We start from the raw sequence: 17208 nt of genomic DNA, 5'->3' as shown, positions 1-17208 counted from the left end.
ACTGGCTGCCGAGGATTCCCGTTCCGATGCTCATGGTTGTGCGATCATCCTCCCACGATCAGGTCTGATCTGCACCGCGCCGCGCGGGCCGGACGTCTGGCGCACGCGCACGCCCGGATCGTGCGATACATGCAGCCCGATGGGCGCGGACGGCTGCGCCGCCGGGCGCGCGGGTGCGCCGGGAATGGCGGGCGCGGGCTGCACGCCGCCGCCCATGATCTGCCGTCCCAGCCATGAATTTGTGAATGCCTGGTCCAGGGATGCGAACTGCGATTTGATCCCGTCGAGCATCAGGCGGAACGCGGCCCCGAAAATCCGGCCGACACCCACGACGATGTTGTGCAGTTTCGTGCCCAGTCCGCCGCCCCAGCTATCGAGCCAGGTGGTGAAATCGTTGAACACCAGTTTCGCCACGTTCCACGTGCCGCGCAGCGTGCCGGTAATGCCGTGGCCGCCCGCGTCGAACGCATGGGATAAGGGAACATCTCCAGCGCATCGGGCGTCGTCATCTGCCGGTACTGCCCGGCGGAATAGGCCGTGGAGACATTGGTGGAATAGATGATTTCCGCGCGCCAGCCCGGCGTGCCGGTATGGTCCCATCCCCGACGCTTCTTGATGCTGTCGAATTCTTTCTGGAACGCTTCCAGCGTTGTCCCGTCGATCAGAGCCTTTTCCATCGCCTTGCGAAAATCGGCAAGCAGGGCATCCGATGCTGCCCCGGCAATGGCGAAAGAGCGGGCATGCGCTTCCCCCTCCAGTTCACCCCAGCGTTCCGTCGGGACGTTGACTTTCTGCCGCAGGAAACGGATTGCGTCGCTGGGTGGCAGGCGCGCGGCCATGGCCACCACACCGTCAGCCATCGTGCGCCATCCGTTCCAGGGCTTCGGCCTGTCCAGCCAGTTCTGACAGCATCAGCCCGCTGGCGATGGCATCCCCGCGTTGAAACCGAAATCGAACGTCATGGCGTCGATGCCTGCGGGCAGCAGGTCGCAGTTCAGCGCGCGCCAGTAAAACGCACGCGCGATGGCGCGGAACGTCGGAACGTCAATGGACTGCATGACCTTGGCGGTGACCTGGGCGGGATTTCCCCCTGTCCAGCGCACCATGGTGGGCGCGCTAATGCCGCGCATGGTGCCCACAAGGTTGCCGTGGCCTATTGCGCCCAGCGTCCAGTTGCCCGCGTCATCGCGACGGCATTGGTACAGACCCTCTTCGCCAAGGGTAAACGATGTGATTGTGAGGAAATTGGTCTGCATGTCGCGACGTTACGCGCGACGCCAGCAGGGTTTCAGGGGGGAATATTCCCCCTGTCAGAACAGGCTGAACTGCCCCGGATCGGTTTGCCATGCCCTGCGCGGTGCGGCGATGTCCGGGCCGCGTGCCAGCGCCTTCTTGACGGTGGACCGATCGGTGCCGGTACGCACCGCGATATCGTCCACGGACAGGCCCATTTTACGGCACATCAGGATGCGCCACGGGCGGCAGATCGGGATATCGATCTGTTCGCCGCCGCAATGGGCCGACAGGGTTTGTGCGATATCATCACCATAAATTGCCGCCAGTTCCGACCCGCGCCATTTGACCGGAACCCACAGGCGGCGACCACCCGCGCATTCGATAAACTGAAATGCCGCGTCCTCGCCAACGGCGGCGACAAGCCAGTCAATCTGTGCAGGTGGGCGAATGGTCATTGTTCTCGCTTCAAGAGAGACGTGTTTAAGGGCGTGGTGAAAGGTGTTGGCGTATATATGCCTGAATGCTCTCCACAATCGGATTGCACTCACGCTTGAATTTTTCAAGAACTTCGTATCGTTTATCCCAATCAGGACGTCTATGTGGATTTGTTTTCAATAACGCTTCACGTATTTTGTTTGATGCTGCCAAGAGGTCAGTGCAAAAAACCGTTGGGAAAAATATACTGTTTTTAGCAAAGGTATTCTGGAAGTCAGAATATTTCTCCGTGGAATCTTCATAGATCATTTTTGTCAATACTTCATGAAATGCTCTTGCCCCGTCATGTGAGGACATAATTTTTTGTTTGTCTTCATAGGAAATCTTTAACCGGTCCAGTTCTTTTTCCTGTTCCTGCCGAGGCATATCAGGGGAATAAGAATGCTGGAACATACCTGTTATATAGGACTCCGTAGCAGCGCGTGCGCTCACCAGCTTATCCCAGATTTCTGGATATATCTGATATTCCAAGACATGGAATTTCGTTGCCCTATCCAGCTTTCCATCTAACTGCGATTCAAGCTTGGATATTTCAATCTGATTGTCTGCCTTTATCCGCTCCATACGTTTCCCAAAATGGTAATCTAATATTTTCCCGCCAAATAATTTAAATACTCCGAAGACTGTGGCTCCTGACGCGACGACTGAAACCCCAGCGGTTTCAAGCATAAAATAACTCATATGATCCCTGCCGATTTAAAATATTGCTTTCAAACATCTGCTTGCTTCTATCATTTTACACCCCTCTCAAGCCGAAATCTCCACTGTTTCAGTCCTTCAATCACCTTCTGCGCCTGCACGCCGTCAAGGAATTCTGGCGCACTGATACCCTGCGGGCGTGCCGCCGATACTGTCTGCCGCTGGACGTAGGCGCGCAAGGCTTCCCGTGTACCGCCGCTGTCCAGCATCGGTCCCATGTCCTTCCAGATCGCGTAGATCATGCGCACGTGCGGCTTGTCGCTGCTGGACAGGCTGCCCTTCTTGGGCTTCCACCCCAACGTGCGGAAATGGTCCGCGACAGGCGCTCCGTAAACCGATTGGCGCGGACCAGGCGGGGATCGAACCGCACGACCGGATTGGGCGGAACCCAGTCCAGCAGGGAAAGCTGTTCGGGAGGATTGTTGCGGGTCATGCTGCTTCCCTTTCAGTCTGGAAGCCCGGCAGTTCGGGTGACAGATAGGTGAGGATCTGCTTGCGTTCGTCAGCGGTGGCCTTACGCCACAGCGCTATGAATTTTTCATAGGTTCCCGGTGCTTTTGGCTTGGGGCGCTGTTCGATCTGTCGGACAATTTCCGACACCTTGCGCAGCCGGGGCCACTTCTGGACGAAATCGACAACCTGCCGCTGCATTTCCGGTGTCTGTTTGGCCAGTTCGTCAAGCTGCGATCCGCTGTTCGCTACCCATGTGCCTGCGATCTGCTGACGCACGTCGGGCAGGATGTTCTTGTAGCGGGCGACGGCTCGTTCGATGCTTCGGCTGGAAATGCCCATGCGCTCTGCCGTCTCTTCCGAGAACGACGCGATCAAGTCGCCAAGCTTGTCGCTTTGATCCGATTTCCTGTCGCCGCCATGCTTGGTCTCGGGGTGAAGCGCCTCATAGACCTCCTTGCGCTTGGCGAGGAAGGTGGAATGGTCCAGCGGCGACAGTTCACGACGAAACAGGTTTTCGTCGATTTCCAGAAGCCTGGCTTCAAGGTCATTCGCCTTGAGGACAACGGCGGGAATGTCCACCCAGTCCAGAAGCTTTGCTGCCACCAGACGATGGCCACCGGTAATCAGTTTATACCGTTTGCCTACCTTCCTGACCTCGATCGGCTGGCGCAGCCCGTAATCTTCCATGGAGGTGGAAATGAACTCGGCATATTCGCGGTCGATCTCGCGCAGGCGGTCGTCCGCGTCGATATCGACAATGAGGATCATTTCAGTGTTCATGCCGCCGCTCCGTTTTGACGGTGCGCATCAGGCAGCGGGCAGGTAGGTGTTCTGTCAACACGAGTGCGAACAGGAGAACCGTCAACATGAAACCGACCAGGCCCCCACACTTCGTAGGGACGTTTGCCAAGAATGGCCGCGATCTCACGTTCCATCAGAACGGAGTGGCCCGGCTGGCTGATCGTGGTGCTGACCAGATTGGGGTTCTTCCCCAGGTGACGGGATAGCGCGGCAAGGGAACCATACTTCTTGCGAAGCGGGGCCTTGATATCCTCGACGTGCATCCCTGATGGCTTTTGTGCCATAAGTGGACTCCTTGAGCTTTGAGGCCGGTTGCCCCCGGCCTCTCTTTTTCGTCCAACCGCGTCTGTTATGAACGGAGGAACACACGCAAAATGCCACTTCTGGTACGCAGCGCAAGCGGTAAGTTCCATTTCCCGATTCTTTTCTGGGGATATTCTGTTGATAACATCGCTATCCCTCTGAAAAGAAACCGGAAATGACACCCAAACAGGAACCCATTTCTGATTTCCCAGTTTCACAAGAGAACCGGGAAGTGGAATCCCGTATCGAGCGATTGAAAGAAGCAATCGGTAGAGGGGGTGGAAACCTGGAGGTAGCCCGCAATGCTGGGGTGCCTCTTAGTTCTCTGAACAATTACGTAGCAGGGCGCGAAATGAAGGCGTCCACGGCCATTCGCGTCGCACGCGCCTGCGGCGTAAGCATGGAATGGCTGATTACTGGGATTGGAGACATTTCAGGAAAAATAAGTAATGCGCCATCAGGAAGTGGTGGTATTTCCCTATCCGAAAATGATCTTATATCAATCCCAAAATATGACGTAAGTTTCTCTGCTGGATATGGCGTAATATTTGATAATAATATGCAGCCAATTTCATACAACATACTGAAGGCATCCTTGCCTCCTGAACTTGTTTCTATACAAAAAGACCTGATTTCAGTGACTGCTAATGGAGACAGTATGGTTCCATTGATTGCAGACGGCGATACCATCATCGTGGATACCCGCAGGCAGCCTATCAGAAATGGGTTCGTTTATTGTATCCGACTGGGCGATCAACTGCTGGTCAAACGGCTCGCCCTGCGCGTCAATGGGAATCTGGCAATCATGAGCGACAATCCCCGTTATGAAACCGAGGAAATTGACGCAAAGAAAGCAAGTCAGCTTTCAGAAGATGGCGATGGGCCATGCCATATTCTTGGGCGCGTTGTTTGGAGAATTGGCGAGGTTAGTTGCTAATTATGAAAAATATACAAAACAAATATTATATATTTTTCCTGATTTTCTCTATTTATATTGGAACATCAACGCATTCATACGGACAGGCTACATCCTCTCCGACTAAGTCTTCATGTGTTCATTGGACAAAAACCGTCGATCTGGATGGTCTCGACGAAACTGCCATGGGACTGGAGCCTGACGGCTATTATTGCGAAAAGCCGGACAAGATCATCGTGGACAAGCACCACGCTTCTGTTTCTGGATCAGGCCAGGGCGGTGGCAACTATCGCTCGGGCAGAGGATATGGCCGCCATGCTTATGGTGGCCATTCGCGGCGACGTTAGCAGGTGACTAAGAGGGTCGTAAGAGTGTTCAGAAATCATGGTCCTTGAAACAGCGGGTAGTTCCAAACTCTATGTCCATCCCCTCAGGTCTGGTTGACAGTTCAGGACATACAGCAAAACAGAAAACGGCGCTGTGGATAACCTTCATGCGCCGTTCAGTCCCGCAGTTTCCCTAGGCTTTCATCCCTCGATATCCCCGGATATCCCGTCAAATCCCGGACAACCTTTGGTTCCATTCCCTTTGTCCACCTTCAAGCAAGCTTCATCTTCTATCTTAAAGAATGAGTCCTGAGCCTAGATCATATTGCGTAACAGTCCCGGCCGACATCCGATTTTGTGGATCGGAAGATGATCCCAACAATGCCACCGATGAATCATACTCGGAAACTCCATGTCGATCATTCCTCCCTCCCTCCCAGCAGATGGTGTCGGGGAATGTGGAGGTATGGATTAAATCTCGATGAACGATTCTGTCCTACTTGGGGAAGTTATTGGCGAAAATCAACAAAAAATGCTTCTTATGCATGAGGGAAATGTGACATATTCTTTATATACTACGTTATTAATGTCAAAGTTGTAAAAACTGACTGATATTGTATTTTATGAATAAGTATCCTGCCGGGATCGAACAAGATCAATAAACTCGGCAACATTCATCAACCATGCCTGCTGGGCTGGACGGAAGGTCGCGTGCAGTGTTTCTGGCAAAACAAGCTGAAGTTCTTTGGCCTGCATTTCATCGGTCTGGTTTTCAGAAATACCGGGTTCCAAGGTGAGAAGATGCTTTTGGCTGATACGGACCGCTTCTGACAGAACCTGACGCCAGCGGTCCTTGAGTGTTGATTTTGAGCCAAGCATGGTCAGCCTGTCAGCCGGAAATGCAGGATCTATATAGGCCTTCTTATCAGGAAACAGAAAATCGGGTTTATTGCGATTTTCTGTTTCGGCGCCACGTACATACCGGATATCGTTTCCCTGAAAAACTGCCTCGAGATGATTTTCCAGCGCGGAACCCGCACGGGCTTTGCGCCGGTTCTGCACGCTTAGTGAAAAACTGAGAAAACCGTCTACATCCGCGCCGTCGGAACTATGAAACCCGGCATTGATTTTTTCGGCTACGATCCGGCGTTCTAGCCTGCGAAATAGCTGTTCTTCACGTTCCATCCATGCGACCAAGGCGTCATCGGGGTTGTCCCGCGCAGAGATATGCGGCAGGGATCTGCGCGCAAGATCAGAAAAGACCCGTGTGGTGGGAAACCTAAGACCGAATGGTTCAATGAGTGTATCAAGTGTGTCTGCTTCCGGTTCCGCCGGTTCCACGCCCAGTTCATCCAGGATATAACGGGCTGCGAAATTCAGTTCCGGATCATGGGATCCTTCTATTTCCTGAAAGGAAAAACTGGTTCCGGACAGATTGTCGAGACCAAAAAGCCAGAACAACTGGTTCTGTACGGTGCTACCTGCTGGTACAATGATCAGGAGGGCACTACCGTCCTTGCGCATGGCAAGGAAAAATATATCCCCCGGTGCCATGATTTCGGTCACTTCATTGGAACTGTAATAGAGGCGGTATTCCGTGCGGGTTGGATGTCTCCGGCGGGCATCATACCAGCTCAGTACCCCATCGACTGAAACGGCTGCCTGTTCTTCACCCAGCCATATGAACCGGGCGGAAATATTGCGCCGGTCATCATCTCCAAGAAGCTTCCGTAAAGGTAGTGAACCATTGAGTTCATGCTGGTTTGATCTATCTGGTCGGGTTTCAACCTCGGTCAGTCTTTTTGCGACGACACCCTCGAACTGGTCTGAAAGCTGTCCGCGTTTCACGTGTTACTGCCCCTTATCTCCAGTTCGGCTGTTGTCGATTTCAGCCATGACGCACAGGTGTCAAGGACATCCTCCAGCGGGATGCGTCCCTTTCCCCGTATTGCACATTCCCATACGGTTCCGACGCGCCAGCCGGAGTCGCGTAGCGCCACGACAGTCCGGGCATCGACAGTCCGGTTACGCTCGATCTTGCTGTGCCAGAATTCGGTGCGGGTACCCGGAAGACGGAAAAGATGGCAATCGTGGCCGTGCCAGAAGCAGCCATGGACGAAAATGATGGCGCCGTATCTTGGAAACACCAGATCCGGCGTACCCGGCAGCTTTCTGTCATGCAGTCTGAAGCGGAACCCAAGGGCATGCAGGCCTTTTCGCAGGACCATTTCCGGTTTCGTATCTTTCCCGCGGATGCCGGCCATCATCCGGCTCCGCTGTTCGGGTGAGACGATATCAGGCAACGGCGACCTGCTGACGCGCATGAGGCAGCCCCGGAATATCAGGTTGGGACCATACCGGCACGGCAGACTGCCGCGCGAGGGCAGACCGGATATGGGGCTTCATCGCATTGGCCAGGAACTCGATTACCGGCACCACGACTGCATTTCCGAACTGGCGATAGGCCTGGGTGTCTGAAACGCCAATGCGGAAACGGCGCCCGCCCCGGTCAAACCCCATCAGACGTGCACATTCCAGCGGTGTCAGGCGACGGGGACGTTTCCCTTCCTGTCTGATCAGGATCTCGGAGCCGTCCTTGTGGTATCGGGCTGATAGCGTCCGGGCGACATCATCTGGCCCGAACAGCCCAAAACCGAAGCCGTTACCGGCCGCAGCATGTTTGGCCTTGTAATTCTGGAGATAGGCCCAGAGATGTTCCGTGAGGGTATATTTCGGGTCCACCTCATCATGAGGCAGAAGGATCGAACCGAGCCGGGGTCCCTGTTCTGCAGGTGGAATCGTCAGGGACGCGAGATCAAACCCTGTTTTTTCACGAAAACCTACGATGAAAATACGTTCCCGCTTCTGCGGAACCCAGGAAGCTGCGCTGATCACCCGCGTCTGGACGTGATAACCAAGTTCTTCCTGGAGAACGTGCATGATGGTGGCAAAGGTACGCCCCTTGTCATGCCGTTCCAGATTCTTCACATTTTCCAGCAGAAAGGCCGCTGGCCGATGATGGGCGATGATCCGGGCCGTATCAAAAAACAGGGTTCCCTGTGTGTCGCACAGGAAGCCATGGGGTCTGCCCAGCGAATTTTTCTTGGAAACACCCGCAATCGAAAAAGGCTGGCAGGGAAAGCCGGCAAGGAGAACATCGTGCTCGGGGATCAGTGATGGATCATCGGCAAACGGCCGGATATCCCCACTGATTTCGTGGTTGTCCGGATAATTCAGTGCATAGGTCTGTCGAGAGAACCGGTCCCACTCCGAAGTGAAGACGCATCGACCGCCAATCTCTTCAAAGCCGATCCTGAGACCACCGATACCGGCGAACAGGTCAATGAAGCGAAAGTTGACCCTTTCCTTTTCGAACGTGCGGAGCCGTTCATTGGCGATATGGCCTAGCAGCTTGAGTGCCGTGCGGCTCGCCGCGCCGGGCATGTTCTCGTAACGATATATCGTCCGTTCCCCCAGCCCCAGTTCCTCTGCCGCCTGATGTAGCGTAAGACCTGCCCGGTCACGCAGGAGACTGAATTCTGTTCGCGTGGGCATGAAGGTGTTTCCGATATTGATGAACTGGGACTTTCTACGCCTTAATGGCAGAATCTCTCCCGGAGAGCAAGCCATTGTTCCTGTAATGTTCTTATTAAATCTGCGGTGTGATTCTTTTTTCAATATTGATTTGCCGGACTTTTGTAAGCCCAGATGCGACAGGATCGGGCATCTACCGTTTATGCAGCTTTCGTTACGGATGGTTCTGCCAGCGTCCCAGATCCTTGCGGCGAATGCAGTCGGTCGCAAAGCCGTATCCCTGTCGGTCCATATTATTGGCAATACATGCCAGCATGGGGCAGGAAGTGCTGAAAACGCAGAACGTATAGTTCAGGACACATTCGATCATATCGCGGCCCCTGTTTCTGTCGTTGTATTGGTTCTGTATATTGTTTCTGATAATATTTACTTATATCTACGAGATAGATTTTATATTCAATCCATCAGTGATGGGGCTGTAGCAATCATTTCTGGAAGTTACGATCAAATTGATCATCTCTTTGACTTCTTTAATGCCATCCGTAATGGCTGCGTGCCAGCAGCAACCTGCGATAGTTTCAAGATGCTGGATATCTACGATATGCGCGGATCTGGCCATGTTTTCATGGTCATCTGCATGGCTGGATGATTTGTCTGGTTGCATGTTCCATTTCCGATGCAGGCCGGATGACCTTGGGGAGGGGATGACAAAGCACAATGCTGCTGTCCGGTCCCTGTGCCAGAGCCTGCACTTCGGTCAGGAAATCTACGACATCGAGATCCATTTTCTCAGACCCAAGAAATCAGATGCAGCCCATACCGGATCGTCAGTGGCATGGTTGCAGGGATCGGGTATCCCGGTGATACATGTCGCATCGGCCCTTCTTGGCATATCCAATGGCATATATGCGGATGGGTAGCGTATGTCGTGTGAGGATTCCGTCAGTAAACTACGCCAATGTCTGGAGAGAAAAGCCATGGCCACAGCAGCCTGGCTCCAGCATGTCCATGCGTTTTTCGTGTGGCTCATGATGTTCCGGGGCGGCAAGGCAATCGCATGAGACGGCCCGGCAGGAAGTGAAGGGGCCATATTTTCACTTTATTTTTCTGTGAATGATGACATGTGGATGCCGGGACAGGGACATGTTGTGCATGTCCCGCAGGTATGACTATGTCCGGTGGGACAATTTTTTTGATGTCCCGTCTGTAAAACGCGTCAAGGTTGGTAAATTGCACGATTCTAGAGAAAAAGTTGTCATCATTACCGGCGGTTCATCAGGAATCGGCCGATGCACGGCCCGGCTTTTTGCCTCCCATGGCTGGAAAGTCGGCATCATTGCCCGTGGTCTTCCCGCGATGCAGGCAACGGCGCAGGACGTGCGTGACCAGGGCGGGTGCGCTGCGATCGTGGAAGCGGATGTGACGGATACCGCCGCGCTGGAGGCGGCGGCAGACAGCATCATTTCGCAACTGGGGCCGGTTGATGTCTGGATCAACTGTGCGGGCACCGGCATTTACGGACGTTTTGACGATGTGCGTGAAAATGAGTTCCAGCGCGTGACCGATGTCACCTACCACGGCACGGTCAACGGGACGCGCATCGCCCTGCGGCATATGCGCCCGCGCGGGCAGGGGTGTATCGTCAATGTCTGCTCCGCCATTGCATTTCACGGTGTGCCGCTGCTGTCGTCCTATGCCGGGGCGAAGGGGGCGGTGCGTTCATTTACGCAGGCGATCCGCGGGGAACTGCGCCTTGAAAAAAGTCATGTGCGCATATGCTCGGTTTTCCCTGCGGCGATGAACACGCCCTTTTTTAGTCATGCGCTGAGCCATATGGGATGGCCCGCCCGCCCGGCCAAGCCGATCTATCAGCCTGAGGTCGCGGCCGAAGGGATCTGGCTTGCCGCGCGCAGCAATCATTCCGAACTGTTCATTACCGGCACGACCGAACTTTTTTCCCTTGCCACGCGCTTCATGCCCGGGGTCATCGGATGGTGCGTCAGCCAGTTGGGCATGGAGCGGCAGTTGACGCGCGACCATCGTGCCATCGAACTGTGCGAACCGACCCTGTTCCATCCTTCCGACCGGGTGCGGGGGGGCAGGGGGCCGTTCAACCATCAGGCACGGGGATGGAGCATACAGGTCTGGCTGCTGGGGCTGCGCCAGGCAATCTGCATGCGGATAAGGAAGATGTTGCGCATGACGCATTGATCCCCATTCCGGCGTGCAGCAGAGGTTCGTATTTTTACAGTCGGGTGTGAACGATTCCAAAAATTGGGCGTTGGAGGGATATACCGTTCTTTCAGGCAGGGAGGCACGAGATGAGATGCATGGCACTCAGCGCGCTGGGGTTCTTTTTCGCCGGGGGCATCAACAATGCCTACGCCCTGTCCGTGTCGCCCGTCCCGGCCGTAATGGCTGCGCCTGAATGTGGGGCGCAGTGGCATGTGTCACCGCCCTGTGTGCAGGGACGCGATGGGGACGGGCGCTTCCTTTCCGCCCCTGTGCCCGACCGCGCCTGATAAGGCCCCCGATGGCGCAGGGGGCGGTGACGGGGGATTTCATGGCCTGCCACTGCATGCATTTCGTGCTAGGCTGCAGCGGTTTCAAAACGCAGCAAAGTCCCGTCGTGCAGCATGCTCCCCAGCCATATTACCCGTTCGGGCCGCGATTCCCGCTTGTCGCATCCTTCCGTCTCCTGGCCGCCTGCTGCTGAACACGATCGGCGGTACGCATGGTGGCGCGGGGCGGGGTGGCTGCTTGTTGCATGCTCTGTGCTGGTGGCGGCCCATGTGCCCGCCCGTGCCGAAGACATGATCGACAATGTGCTGCCTGCGCATTGCGTGGCCCATGTCATGGACGTGCCGCTGATGTCCCACAGCGGCAGTCCGGTCATTCCTGTGGAAATCAATGGAAAGTCCGGCCTGGCCTATGTCAGCTTCACGCAGGAAGATATCGGGGTATTTGCCGACCCTGTCATGAATTACCCCGTTGGCAGGACGTTCCAGCTTCAGACCATCGCCGGGCAGAGCTATTCCTTCGCAACGACGATCAAGTCCCTGCATATTGCACAGGGTGAGGCCGACAATGTGCCTGCCATCGTGGTCGGGGACAGGCTGGAGACCATAAATGACCAGCCGGTGCTGGGCATTATCGGCTACAGTGTGCTGAGCAATTATGATGTGCTGCTTGATTTCGTGGCAAAGCGGATGATCCTCTTTCGCCTGTCCGATGCGCCGGGATGCACCGCCATGGCGCAATGGCTGGGCGCGGGGGTGACGCCGGTCACGCTGATTCCCAACGCCAGGGGCGTGCTGACGGGGGTGGAACTGAAGGTCGGGGACATTCCCCTGCGGCTGGAGGTGGAGCCGGGATCCAATGCATCGGTCGTTCGGCAGAAGGATGCGCGCACGGTGGGCCTGACCCATGCCACGCTGCACGATGACCCGCATGTGCGGACCGTGGTGGGACGCATCCTGGTCGGGCACCGGCACCATTTTGACAATGTGACGATCGGGGAATGGAAGGACCGCGCCCTCGACGTGAATGTGGAAAAGGCGAAATACAACCTTCTGGGCATGGATTTCCTGCGCAACAGGAGGGTCCTCATGGCGTTCCCGCAGGGCGTGCTGTACCTGACGCCGCCCATTCTCAGCAAGGACAGGGATCCGCGCATTCCAAGCGCGCTTGCAACGCATCTGGCGACGGCCACCGTCCATGAAACCAATGGCTCGACCCAGTAAGGACATATATGGACAAGAGACAACCTTCCGACGTGACCATCCCCGATGGGGTGATGGCCGGCCTGCGCCATCATCCGGCCCGGTTCATGGGGTGGTATGTCCGCCGCCACCGGTGGGCGCACCTGCTGGTCATGGCGATGGTGACGCTTGCGATGGCATGCGGGGTCAGCACATCCTACATCATCCGCCATCTGGTCAATGCGATGGCCGCATCCCCCCGGCCGGACATGGCGGTGGTGTGGTCCATGGTCGGGGTGTTCTGCGGGGTCATTTTCCTCGATGGCTGTGCATGGCGCGTGGCGGGATGGATGGCGTCCGGCCTGTTCGTGCAGGTCGGGGGCGATATCCGCCGCGACCTGTTCCGCTACCTGACCGGGCATTCCGTCGCCTATTTCTCCGAACGCATGTCCGGCGCCCTGTCCGCGCGTATTTCCACGGCGGCGAATGCGGTCTTCAGCCTTGAAAACCAGATGGCCTGGACACTGCTTCCCTCCACGCTGAACATCTTCATGTCCATTGGGATGCTGGTGACCGTCAGTCCGTGGATGGCGCTGTCGATCGTGGGCATGACGGTGGGGGCGGGCCTGGTCATCTTCCTGCTTGGCACCAGGGGACGCCGCCTGCATCGTGATTATGCGACGCAGGCGGCGGAAAACGATGGGGAGATGCTGGACATCGTCAACAACATGCCGCTGGTGCGGGCCTATGGCATGACCGCGCGTGAATGCCTGCGCATGGGCCAGCGTATCCGCAACGAGACCGGACTACATCGCCGCTCCCTGCGCTACCTTGAAAAACTCAGGATGTTCCATGCCGGCCTGACGATGCTCATGACCGGTGGACTGCTGTTCTGGGTCGTGATGCTGTGGCATCTGCACCGCGCGACGATTGGCGACGTGGTCATGGTGACGACGCTGGGGTTTGTCATCCTCAACTGCACCCGCGATCTTGCCTTCGCGCTGGTGGAGGCGGTGCAGCATGTCTCGCGCCTGTCGGAAACGCTGGAAAAACTCCTGCTGCCGCATGAAACCGCCAGCCATCCTCTGCCCTCGCGCAGCCTGCCGGAACGCGCGCGTGGCCATGTCAGCATACGCGATGCATGTTTTTCCTATCCCGGGGGGAAGCCGGTCCTGTCGCATTTCAACCTTGAAATCCGCGCCGCCACGCGCGTCGGGCTTGTGGGGCAGTCGGGGTCGGGAAAAAGCACGCTGCTGGCCCTGCTGCAGCGGCAGCGTTTCCTGCAGGAGGGGCAGATCCTGATTGACGGGATCGACATCCTTGACCTTGACGAAGACAGCATGCGTGGCTGCATGGCCGTTGTCGCGCAGGAGGTGGCGTTACTGCGTCGTTCCGTGCGCGACAATATCCGTTACGGGTGCGACACGGCAAGCGACGCGCAGGTGATTGCCGCGGCCTCTGCGGCAGGGTGCCTCGATTTCATCATGGCGATGCCGCAGCAGTTCGATACCATCGTGGGGGAGCGCGGCGTCATGCTGTCCGGGGGGCAGCGTCAGCGGATTGCCATTGCGCGTGCCTTTCTGCGCAACGCCCCGATCCTGATCCTTGACGAAGCGACCAGCGCACTGGACAGCCAGAGCGAAAAGCACGTGCAGGACGCGCTTGATCGCCTGCAGGCGGGGCGGACCGTCATCGCCGTGGCCCACCGCCTGTCCACCCTGCAGGGTTTCGACAGGATTGTGGTGATGGATCACGGGCATATCGTGCAGGATGGCAGTATTTCCGAACTGGAAAACACGCCGGGCCTGTATCGGGATGTCCTGATGCACCAGGACACCACGATGCCGGCCGCATGACGCGCGGGCCGGGACGTTCAGTGCGTGGAGGAGGAGATCTGCGCCTGAACCCGGAGCATCTGTCCCAGCGTTTCGTAAATGCCCTGCGGCGCGGGGGCGGGCAGGTGGAAGGTCAGTCTGCCACCCGGCGGCAGGTTCAGGGACAGGAACACCTCCTGTCGCGACCTGTCGGTGCCGAGTTCCCATTGCGTGACGTCATAGACCGGGTTGGGCTTCCCCCCGCCAATGGCCTGACAGTCCGAAGCCAGCTTGGCAAACAGGGGCAGGCAGTTGACAAGCTGCGCCGGCGGCACGGACAGATGCAGTTTCGCGCCATCCCCATCTTCGACTTCCAGGACAACCTTGCTGCCATCAGGGGAGGGACGGCCCCCCAGTATCTTGCTGATGTTCAGGTGGCGTGGGGTATCGCTCATGGGGATGACCTGCTTCTGCTGGGATGAAAGCCTGAGCATATCCCATCCCCGTCCCTCGATACAGGGGCGGGGCCATTGTGGCATGCGGCAGGCAGACAGGCCCTAGTGAAGGTGATACTGCGCCAGCGCCATCTTGCAGGATTTTCCCTCTCCACTCACATCGTCGCCCAGACTTGGGTCCACCTTGAGGGTAAGGCGCATGACTGCCGCCGAAAGATGGGCGCCACTGGTATGGGCGGACACCTTTATGTTGATGTTGTTGTTGTTTTCCATCACCGCCCAGTGGCCGCCGCGCGCCATGGTCGCTTCGGCCTTCACCGCCCAGTAGGTTCCGTTCAGGTCCGGCAGGCGCGTCAGGTTATAGACGGAACCATCGCCACGGATGTGGGAATACCCGATTCCCACCGCACCGCCGCCACGGATCCGGACGGGATAGGAATGCGTTCCATAGAACAGCCGTCCCTTGCCCCAGCTATAGCCCCCCGCGACGGCAACGGACTTCAGCGAAAAGCACAGCCTGGCCATGGGTTGTCCCAGTGCGTCAGCAGCCCGGGCGGTCTGTGTGGTAACAAGGCCAGCCAGCAGGAGGGCTGGAATGCAGAAGAAGACTGGACGCACAATATGTTCCTGAAAAAAACGGCGGCAGGTCGGCATGGCGCGGGACAGGTGCGATACCCTCTCACGGCCTCGAATACCGGGGAGTATCCTATTTGTCGTGCCATCGTCGTCAAAAGGCAAGTGCCGATCTGTCCTTCCGGCTGGCAATAAACGATATATGACAATGAATTCATGAAGTTTTTGGCCCGACAGTCCGCAGGGCCCCATGTCGGGCAACACTGATGCGCAGGGAGTGCCGCAATGTCGATGATCACAGTGTCATGGGAGGACCCGGTAGTGCGTGGCAGGCTCGCCGGGATACGCCAGCGCGCACCGTTCATATATGGCGTGACGAATTATGTGGCCGCAACGTTGAGCGCCAATGTGCTGCTTGCCGTCGGGGCGGCTCCAGCCATAGGAACCGCACCTGGCTGGCCTGAGGCATTTGGTGGTTCTGCGGCGGCGGTGTGGATCAATACCGCCGCACTGATGTCCTCATCCCCGCAGGATGTCCGGCGTGTGGCGGCCTGTGCGCATGATGCAGGCATCCCGTGGGTGCTTGATCCCGTGGCCTTTGGGGCGGGCAGTGCGGAATATGACCGGATCGTCCTGGGGCTGCTGGATTTTAGCCCGGCGGTGATCCGGGGAAACGCCAGCGAACTGATGGCCCTTGCCGGGGCGGATGCCGGGGGCAGGGGGGTTGAAACCGCGCACGGATCCCATGACGCCCTGCGGCATATACAGACCCTCTCCAGCCAGAGCAGGGCAGTGGTGGCCGTCAGCGGAGCCACGGATTACATCGCATCGGGCGCCACAATTTTTGCGGTAAAAGGCGGGGATGTCCGCCTGACGCGGGTTACGGGCGCAGGCTGCGCCCTTGGCGCCCTGGTCGCCGCGTTCCTGCCCGTCAGCGATACGGCGGCGGAAGCGGCCTGCGCCGCGCATGCAACCTATGCTGTCGCGGCGGAGCGCGTGCAGGCGGTTGGTACAGGCTCATTTGCTGTGGGGCTGCTTGATGAACTCTCCGTACTGGCCGGATTGCAATAGAGCCCGGGGCCTGTCCTATTTGGGATGATCGTCCTTCGAAGATGCGGCTTCCGCCTCACCAAGGTTGATGATGGCCTCATTGGCAAAGGACACCATTTCCGAGGAAGGATGTTTTGCGGCTTCGTCCGTTTTCTGCGCAATGCCAGACGTCATGGTTTTCAGCGCCGCGACCTCGGCCCGGACATCATTGAGGATTTCGACCAGCGCCTGATGATCCTCTGCCGCGCGCTGGTCGGAGGCGCGGCTAAGGACCGCATTCCCCACCATAAGCGCCGGAAGCGCCACAAGCTGGATACAGTTGCTGATATAAAGGAGGGTATTCTGCCATCCCGGTGCGGCAAGCGGGATCAGGGAGAAGACAAGGAAGGCGTAAACGCACCAGATGCTTCCAAAAATGAAGGTCATCTTGACGGCGATCTGTTCATTGAGCCGCGTGAGAAGTGTTGCCTTGGGAGCAGGTTGCATCGGTTTGTGCGTCTCTTGCCTTGAATGGAACATGGATTGGGGCAGTACGGCGTAACAGCTACGGCGGCCGCTCCCCGATGGCCGCATATTACGGGCCGTCTTTGGCAGGGTCTGCGCTGATTTTGATAATAGCAGTTATCCTGCCCAACGGATTATTGTTATATTATACCACTTCGTCTGGTGCTGCTGGTAAGGGGACGATAAAAAGATGCCCGTCGAAATCGGCAGTTAACCGCGATCCGAATTCAGGCGGAGATTGTTTTTTCGAAAAAAGTGCATTTTTGGATTGACGGTTTTTGGTGAGGGGCCTATATCCCCGTTCACCGCTTCGGGGGCAGAAAGTTCTTGAGTTTAGCGGCTTGGTTT

Annotated in this window: 24 protein-coding genes; 8 read left to right on the top strand and 16 right to left on the bottom strand. The window is 56.9% G+C overall.

Annotation, left to right across the window (positions count from 1 at the left end; all coding sequences use genetic code 11):
- Positions 1-30 precede the first annotated feature (30 nt).
- From HNH97_RS01610 to HNH97_RS01570, 9 genes are read right to left on the bottom strand one after another with little or no spacing between them, the layout of a single operon-like run.
- On the bottom strand, positions 31-291 hold the full coding sequence (locus tag HNH97_RS01610) for a hypothetical protein (protein WP_216657484.1): 261 nt from the start codon (positions 289-291) through the stop codon (positions 31-33).
- Positions 291-860 (bottom strand): phage head morphogenesis protein, encoded by a 570-nt coding sequence (locus HNH97_RS01605; RefSeq protein WP_171789662.1) that lies wholly within the window; start codon positions 858-860, stop codon positions 291-293. Before HNH97_RS01605 ends, HNH97_RS01610 begins: the two co-directional genes overlap by 1 nt.
- A 51-nt stretch (positions 861-911) precedes the next feature.
- Entirely contained in the window at positions 912-1256 is a 345-nt protein-coding gene (locus HNH97_RS01600; protein ID WP_171789661.1) for a glycosyl hydrolase 108 family protein, read from the bottom strand.
- 54 nt (positions 1257-1310) lie between these two features.
- Positions 1311-1691, bottom strand: coding sequence for a sigma-70 region 4 domain-containing protein (locus HNH97_RS01595; RefSeq protein WP_171789660.1), 381 nt, complete (start codon positions 1689-1691; stop codon positions 1311-1313).
- Between the two features lie 25 nt (positions 1692-1716).
- Entirely contained in the window at positions 1717-2412 is a 696-nt protein-coding gene (locus tag HNH97_RS01590) for a hypothetical protein (RefSeq protein ID WP_171789659.1), read from the bottom strand.
- 50 nt (positions 2413-2462) lie between these two features.
- Positions 2463-2729 carry a phage protein GemA/Gp16 family protein gene (locus HNH97_RS01585; RefSeq protein WP_171789658.1) on the bottom strand — a complete coding sequence of 89 codons (267 nt, stop codon included), beginning with the start codon at positions 2727-2729 and terminating at the stop codon, positions 2463-2465.
- On the bottom strand, positions 2669-2863 hold the full coding sequence (locus tag HNH97_RS01580; RefSeq protein WP_171789643.1) for a hypothetical protein: 195 nt from the start codon (positions 2861-2863) through the stop codon (positions 2669-2671). The genes HNH97_RS01585 and HNH97_RS01580 overlap by 61 nt, the downstream gene beginning before the upstream one ends.
- Entirely contained in the window at positions 2860-3663 is an 804-nt protein-coding gene (locus HNH97_RS01575) for a ParB N-terminal domain-containing protein (RefSeq protein WP_171789657.1), read from the bottom strand. The genes HNH97_RS01580 and HNH97_RS01575 overlap by 4 nt, the downstream gene beginning before the upstream one ends.
- Positions 3660-3968 carry a helix-turn-helix domain-containing protein gene (locus tag HNH97_RS01570; RefSeq protein WP_171789656.1) on the bottom strand — a complete coding sequence of 103 codons (309 nt, stop codon included), beginning with the start codon at positions 3966-3968 and terminating at the stop codon, positions 3660-3662. The genes HNH97_RS01575 and HNH97_RS01570 overlap by 4 nt, the downstream gene beginning before the upstream one ends.
- A 194-nt stretch (positions 3969-4162) precedes the next feature.
- On the opposite strand from HNH97_RS01570, the gene HNH97_RS01565 reads away from it, so the two are divergent.
- Both HNH97_RS01565 and HNH97_RS01560 read left to right on the top strand, forming a co-directional pair.
- Positions 4163-4924, top strand: coding sequence for a LexA family transcriptional regulator (locus tag HNH97_RS01565; RefSeq protein ID WP_171789655.1), 762 nt, complete (start codon positions 4163-4165; stop codon positions 4922-4924).
- Between the two features lie 2 nt (positions 4925-4926).
- Positions 4927-5250: a hypothetical protein gene (locus HNH97_RS01560; protein ID WP_171789654.1), complete on the top strand. Its 324-nt coding sequence runs from the start codon at positions 4927-4929 to the stop codon at positions 5248-5250.
- Between the two features lie 600 nt (positions 5251-5850).
- Here HNH97_RS01560 and HNH97_RS01555 read toward each other — a convergent pair.
- From HNH97_RS01555 to dcm, 3 genes are read right to left on the bottom strand one after another with little or no spacing between them, the layout of a single operon-like run.
- Positions 5851-7077: a type II restriction endonuclease gene (locus HNH97_RS01555; protein ID WP_171789653.1), complete on the bottom strand. Its 1227-nt coding sequence runs from the start codon at positions 7075-7077 to the stop codon at positions 5851-5853.
- Positions 7074-7532: a very short patch repair endonuclease gene (locus tag HNH97_RS01550; protein WP_171789652.1), complete on the bottom strand. Its 459-nt coding sequence runs from the start codon at positions 7530-7532 to the stop codon at positions 7074-7076. The genes HNH97_RS01555 and HNH97_RS01550 overlap by 4 nt, the downstream gene beginning before the upstream one ends.
- Complete coding sequence (dcm, locus tag HNH97_RS01545) at positions 7525-8784, bottom strand: DNA (cytosine-5-)-methyltransferase (RefSeq protein ID WP_171789651.1); 1260 nt, start codon at positions 8782-8784, stop codon at positions 7525-7527. Before dcm ends, HNH97_RS01550 begins: the two co-directional genes overlap by 8 nt.
- Before the next feature lie 19 nt (positions 8785-8803).
- Between dcm and HNH97_RS01540 the strand changes: the two genes are divergently transcribed.
- From HNH97_RS01540 to HNH97_RS01520, 5 genes are all read left to right on the top strand, one after another.
- Positions 8804-9412 carry a hypothetical protein gene (locus tag HNH97_RS01540; RefSeq protein ID WP_193713819.1) on the top strand — a complete coding sequence of 203 codons (609 nt, stop codon included), beginning with the start codon at positions 8804-8806 and terminating at the stop codon, positions 9410-9412.
- 581 nt (positions 9413-9993) lie between these two features.
- On the top strand, positions 9994-10974 hold the full coding sequence (locus HNH97_RS01535; protein ID WP_171789649.1) for an SDR family oxidoreductase: 981 nt from the start codon (positions 9994-9996) through the stop codon (positions 10972-10974).
- A 110-nt stretch (positions 10975-11084) separates the two neighbouring features.
- Positions 11085-11285 carry a hypothetical protein gene (locus HNH97_RS01530; protein WP_171789648.1) on the top strand — a complete coding sequence of 67 codons (201 nt, stop codon included), beginning with the start codon at positions 11085-11087 and terminating at the stop codon, positions 11283-11285.
- A 156-nt stretch (positions 11286-11441) separates the two neighbouring features.
- On the top strand, positions 11442-12506 hold the full coding sequence (locus HNH97_RS01525; protein ID WP_244949221.1) for a retroviral-like aspartic protease family protein: 1065 nt from the start codon (positions 11442-11444) through the stop codon (positions 12504-12506).
- 8 nt (positions 12507-12514) lie between these two features.
- Entirely contained in the window at positions 12515-14320 is a 1806-nt protein-coding gene (locus HNH97_RS01520; protein ID WP_171789646.1) for an ABC transporter ATP-binding protein, read from the top strand.
- A gap of 17 nt (positions 14321-14337) precedes the next feature.
- Here HNH97_RS01520 and HNH97_RS01515 read toward each other — a convergent pair whose 3' ends face one another.
- Together HNH97_RS01515 and HNH97_RS01510 are read right to left on the bottom strand one after the other, a co-directional pair.
- Positions 14338-14733, bottom strand: a complete 396-nt coding sequence (locus HNH97_RS01515; RefSeq protein WP_171789645.1) for a hypothetical protein — start codon at positions 14731-14733, stop codon at positions 14338-14340.
- A gap of 102 nt (positions 14734-14835) precedes the next feature.
- The gene (locus HNH97_RS01510; protein WP_110914240.1) at positions 14836-15351 is read right to left on the bottom strand and encodes a hypothetical protein; all 516 of its coding nucleotides are present in this window, start codon (positions 15349-15351) and stop codon (positions 14836-14838) included.
- Between the two features lie 240 nt (positions 15352-15591).
- Here HNH97_RS01510 and HNH97_RS01505 point away from each other — a divergent pair, with 240 nt between their 5' ends.
- Positions 15592-16377, top strand: coding sequence for a hydroxyethylthiazole kinase (locus HNH97_RS01505; protein WP_216657483.1), 786 nt, complete (start codon positions 15592-15594; stop codon positions 16375-16377).
- Positions 16378-16392: 15 nt separating this feature from the next.
- On the opposite strand, the gene HNH97_RS01500 is transcribed toward HNH97_RS01505, so the two are convergent.
- Positions 16393-16842: a hypothetical protein gene (locus tag HNH97_RS01500; protein WP_171789644.1), complete on the bottom strand. Its 450-nt coding sequence runs from the start codon at positions 16840-16842 to the stop codon at positions 16393-16395.
- A 163-nt stretch (positions 16843-17005) separates the two neighbouring features.
- A partial coding sequence (locus HNH97_RS17705) for a hypothetical protein (RefSeq protein ID WP_216657482.1) occupies positions 17006-17208 on the bottom strand: 203 nt, incomplete at its 5' end.

The sequence above is a fragment of the Gluconacetobacter entanii genome (assembly GCF_013155425.1).
Taxonomy (GTDB): Bacteria; Pseudomonadota; Alphaproteobacteria; order Acetobacterales; family Acetobacteraceae; genus Novacetimonas; species Novacetimonas entanii.
The sequence above is the reverse complement of the archived record's forward strand: the minus strand, read 5'-3'. Positions and strand labels throughout refer to the sequence as shown.

Excerpts from the sequence above, each read along its gene's own strand:
- HNH97_RS01610 (WP_216657484.1), bottom strand. The coding sequence starts at position 291 with ATGCTCGACGGGATCAAATCGCAGTTCGCATCCCTGGACCAGGCATTC.
- HNH97_RS01605 (WP_171789662.1), bottom strand. The coding sequence starts at position 860 with ATGGCTGACGGTGTGGTGGCCATGGCCGCGCGCCTGCCACCCAGCGAC.
- HNH97_RS01600 (WP_171789661.1), bottom strand. The coding sequence starts at position 1,256 with ATGCAGACCAATTTCCTCACAATCACATCGTTTACCCTTGGCGAAGAG.
- HNH97_RS01595 (WP_171789660.1), bottom strand. The coding sequence starts at position 1,691 with ATGACCATTCGCCCACCTGCACAGATTGACTGGCTTGTCGCCGCCGTT.
- HNH97_RS01590 (WP_171789659.1), bottom strand. The coding sequence starts at position 2,412 with ATGAGTTATTTTATGCTTGAAACCGCTGGGGTTTCAGTCGTCGCGTCA.
- HNH97_RS01580 (WP_171789643.1), bottom strand. The coding sequence starts at position 2,863 with ATGACCCGCAACAATCCTCCCGAACAGCTTTCCCTGCTGGACTGGGTT.
- HNH97_RS01575 (WP_171789657.1), bottom strand. The coding sequence starts at position 3,663 with ATGAACACTGAAATGATCCTCATTGTCGATATCGACGCGGACGACCGC.
- HNH97_RS01570 (WP_171789656.1), bottom strand. The coding sequence starts at position 3,968 with ATGGCACAAAAGCCATCAGGGATGCACGTCGAGGATATCAAGGCCCCG.
- HNH97_RS01565 (WP_171789655.1), top strand. The coding sequence starts at position 4,163 with ATGACACCCAAACAGGAACCCATTTCTGATTTCCCAGTTTCACAAGAG.
- HNH97_RS01560 (WP_171789654.1), top strand. The coding sequence starts at position 4,927 with ATGAAAAATATACAAAACAAATATTATATATTTTTCCTGATTTTCTCT.
- dcm (WP_171789651.1), bottom strand. The coding sequence starts at position 8,784 with ATGCCCACGCGAACAGAATTCAGTCTCCTGCGTGACCGGGCAGGTCTT.
- HNH97_RS01540 (WP_193713819.1), top strand. The coding sequence starts at position 8,804 with ATGAACTGGGACTTTCTACGCCTTAATGGCAGAATCTCTCCCGGAGAG.
- HNH97_RS01530 (WP_171789648.1), top strand. The coding sequence starts at position 11,085 with ATGAGATGCATGGCACTCAGCGCGCTGGGGTTCTTTTTCGCCGGGGGC.
- HNH97_RS01520 (WP_171789646.1), top strand. The coding sequence starts at position 12,515 with ATGGACAAGAGACAACCTTCCGACGTGACCATCCCCGATGGGGTGATG.
- HNH97_RS01515 (WP_171789645.1), bottom strand. The coding sequence starts at position 14,733 with ATGAGCGATACCCCACGCCACCTGAACATCAGCAAGATACTGGGGGGC.
- HNH97_RS01505 (WP_216657483.1), top strand. The coding sequence starts at position 15,592 with ATGTCGATGATCACAGTGTCATGGGAGGACCCGGTAGTGCGTGGCAGG.
- HNH97_RS01500 (WP_171789644.1), bottom strand. The coding sequence starts at position 16,842 with ATGCAACCTGCTCCCAAGGCAACACTTCTCACGCGGCTCAATGAACAG.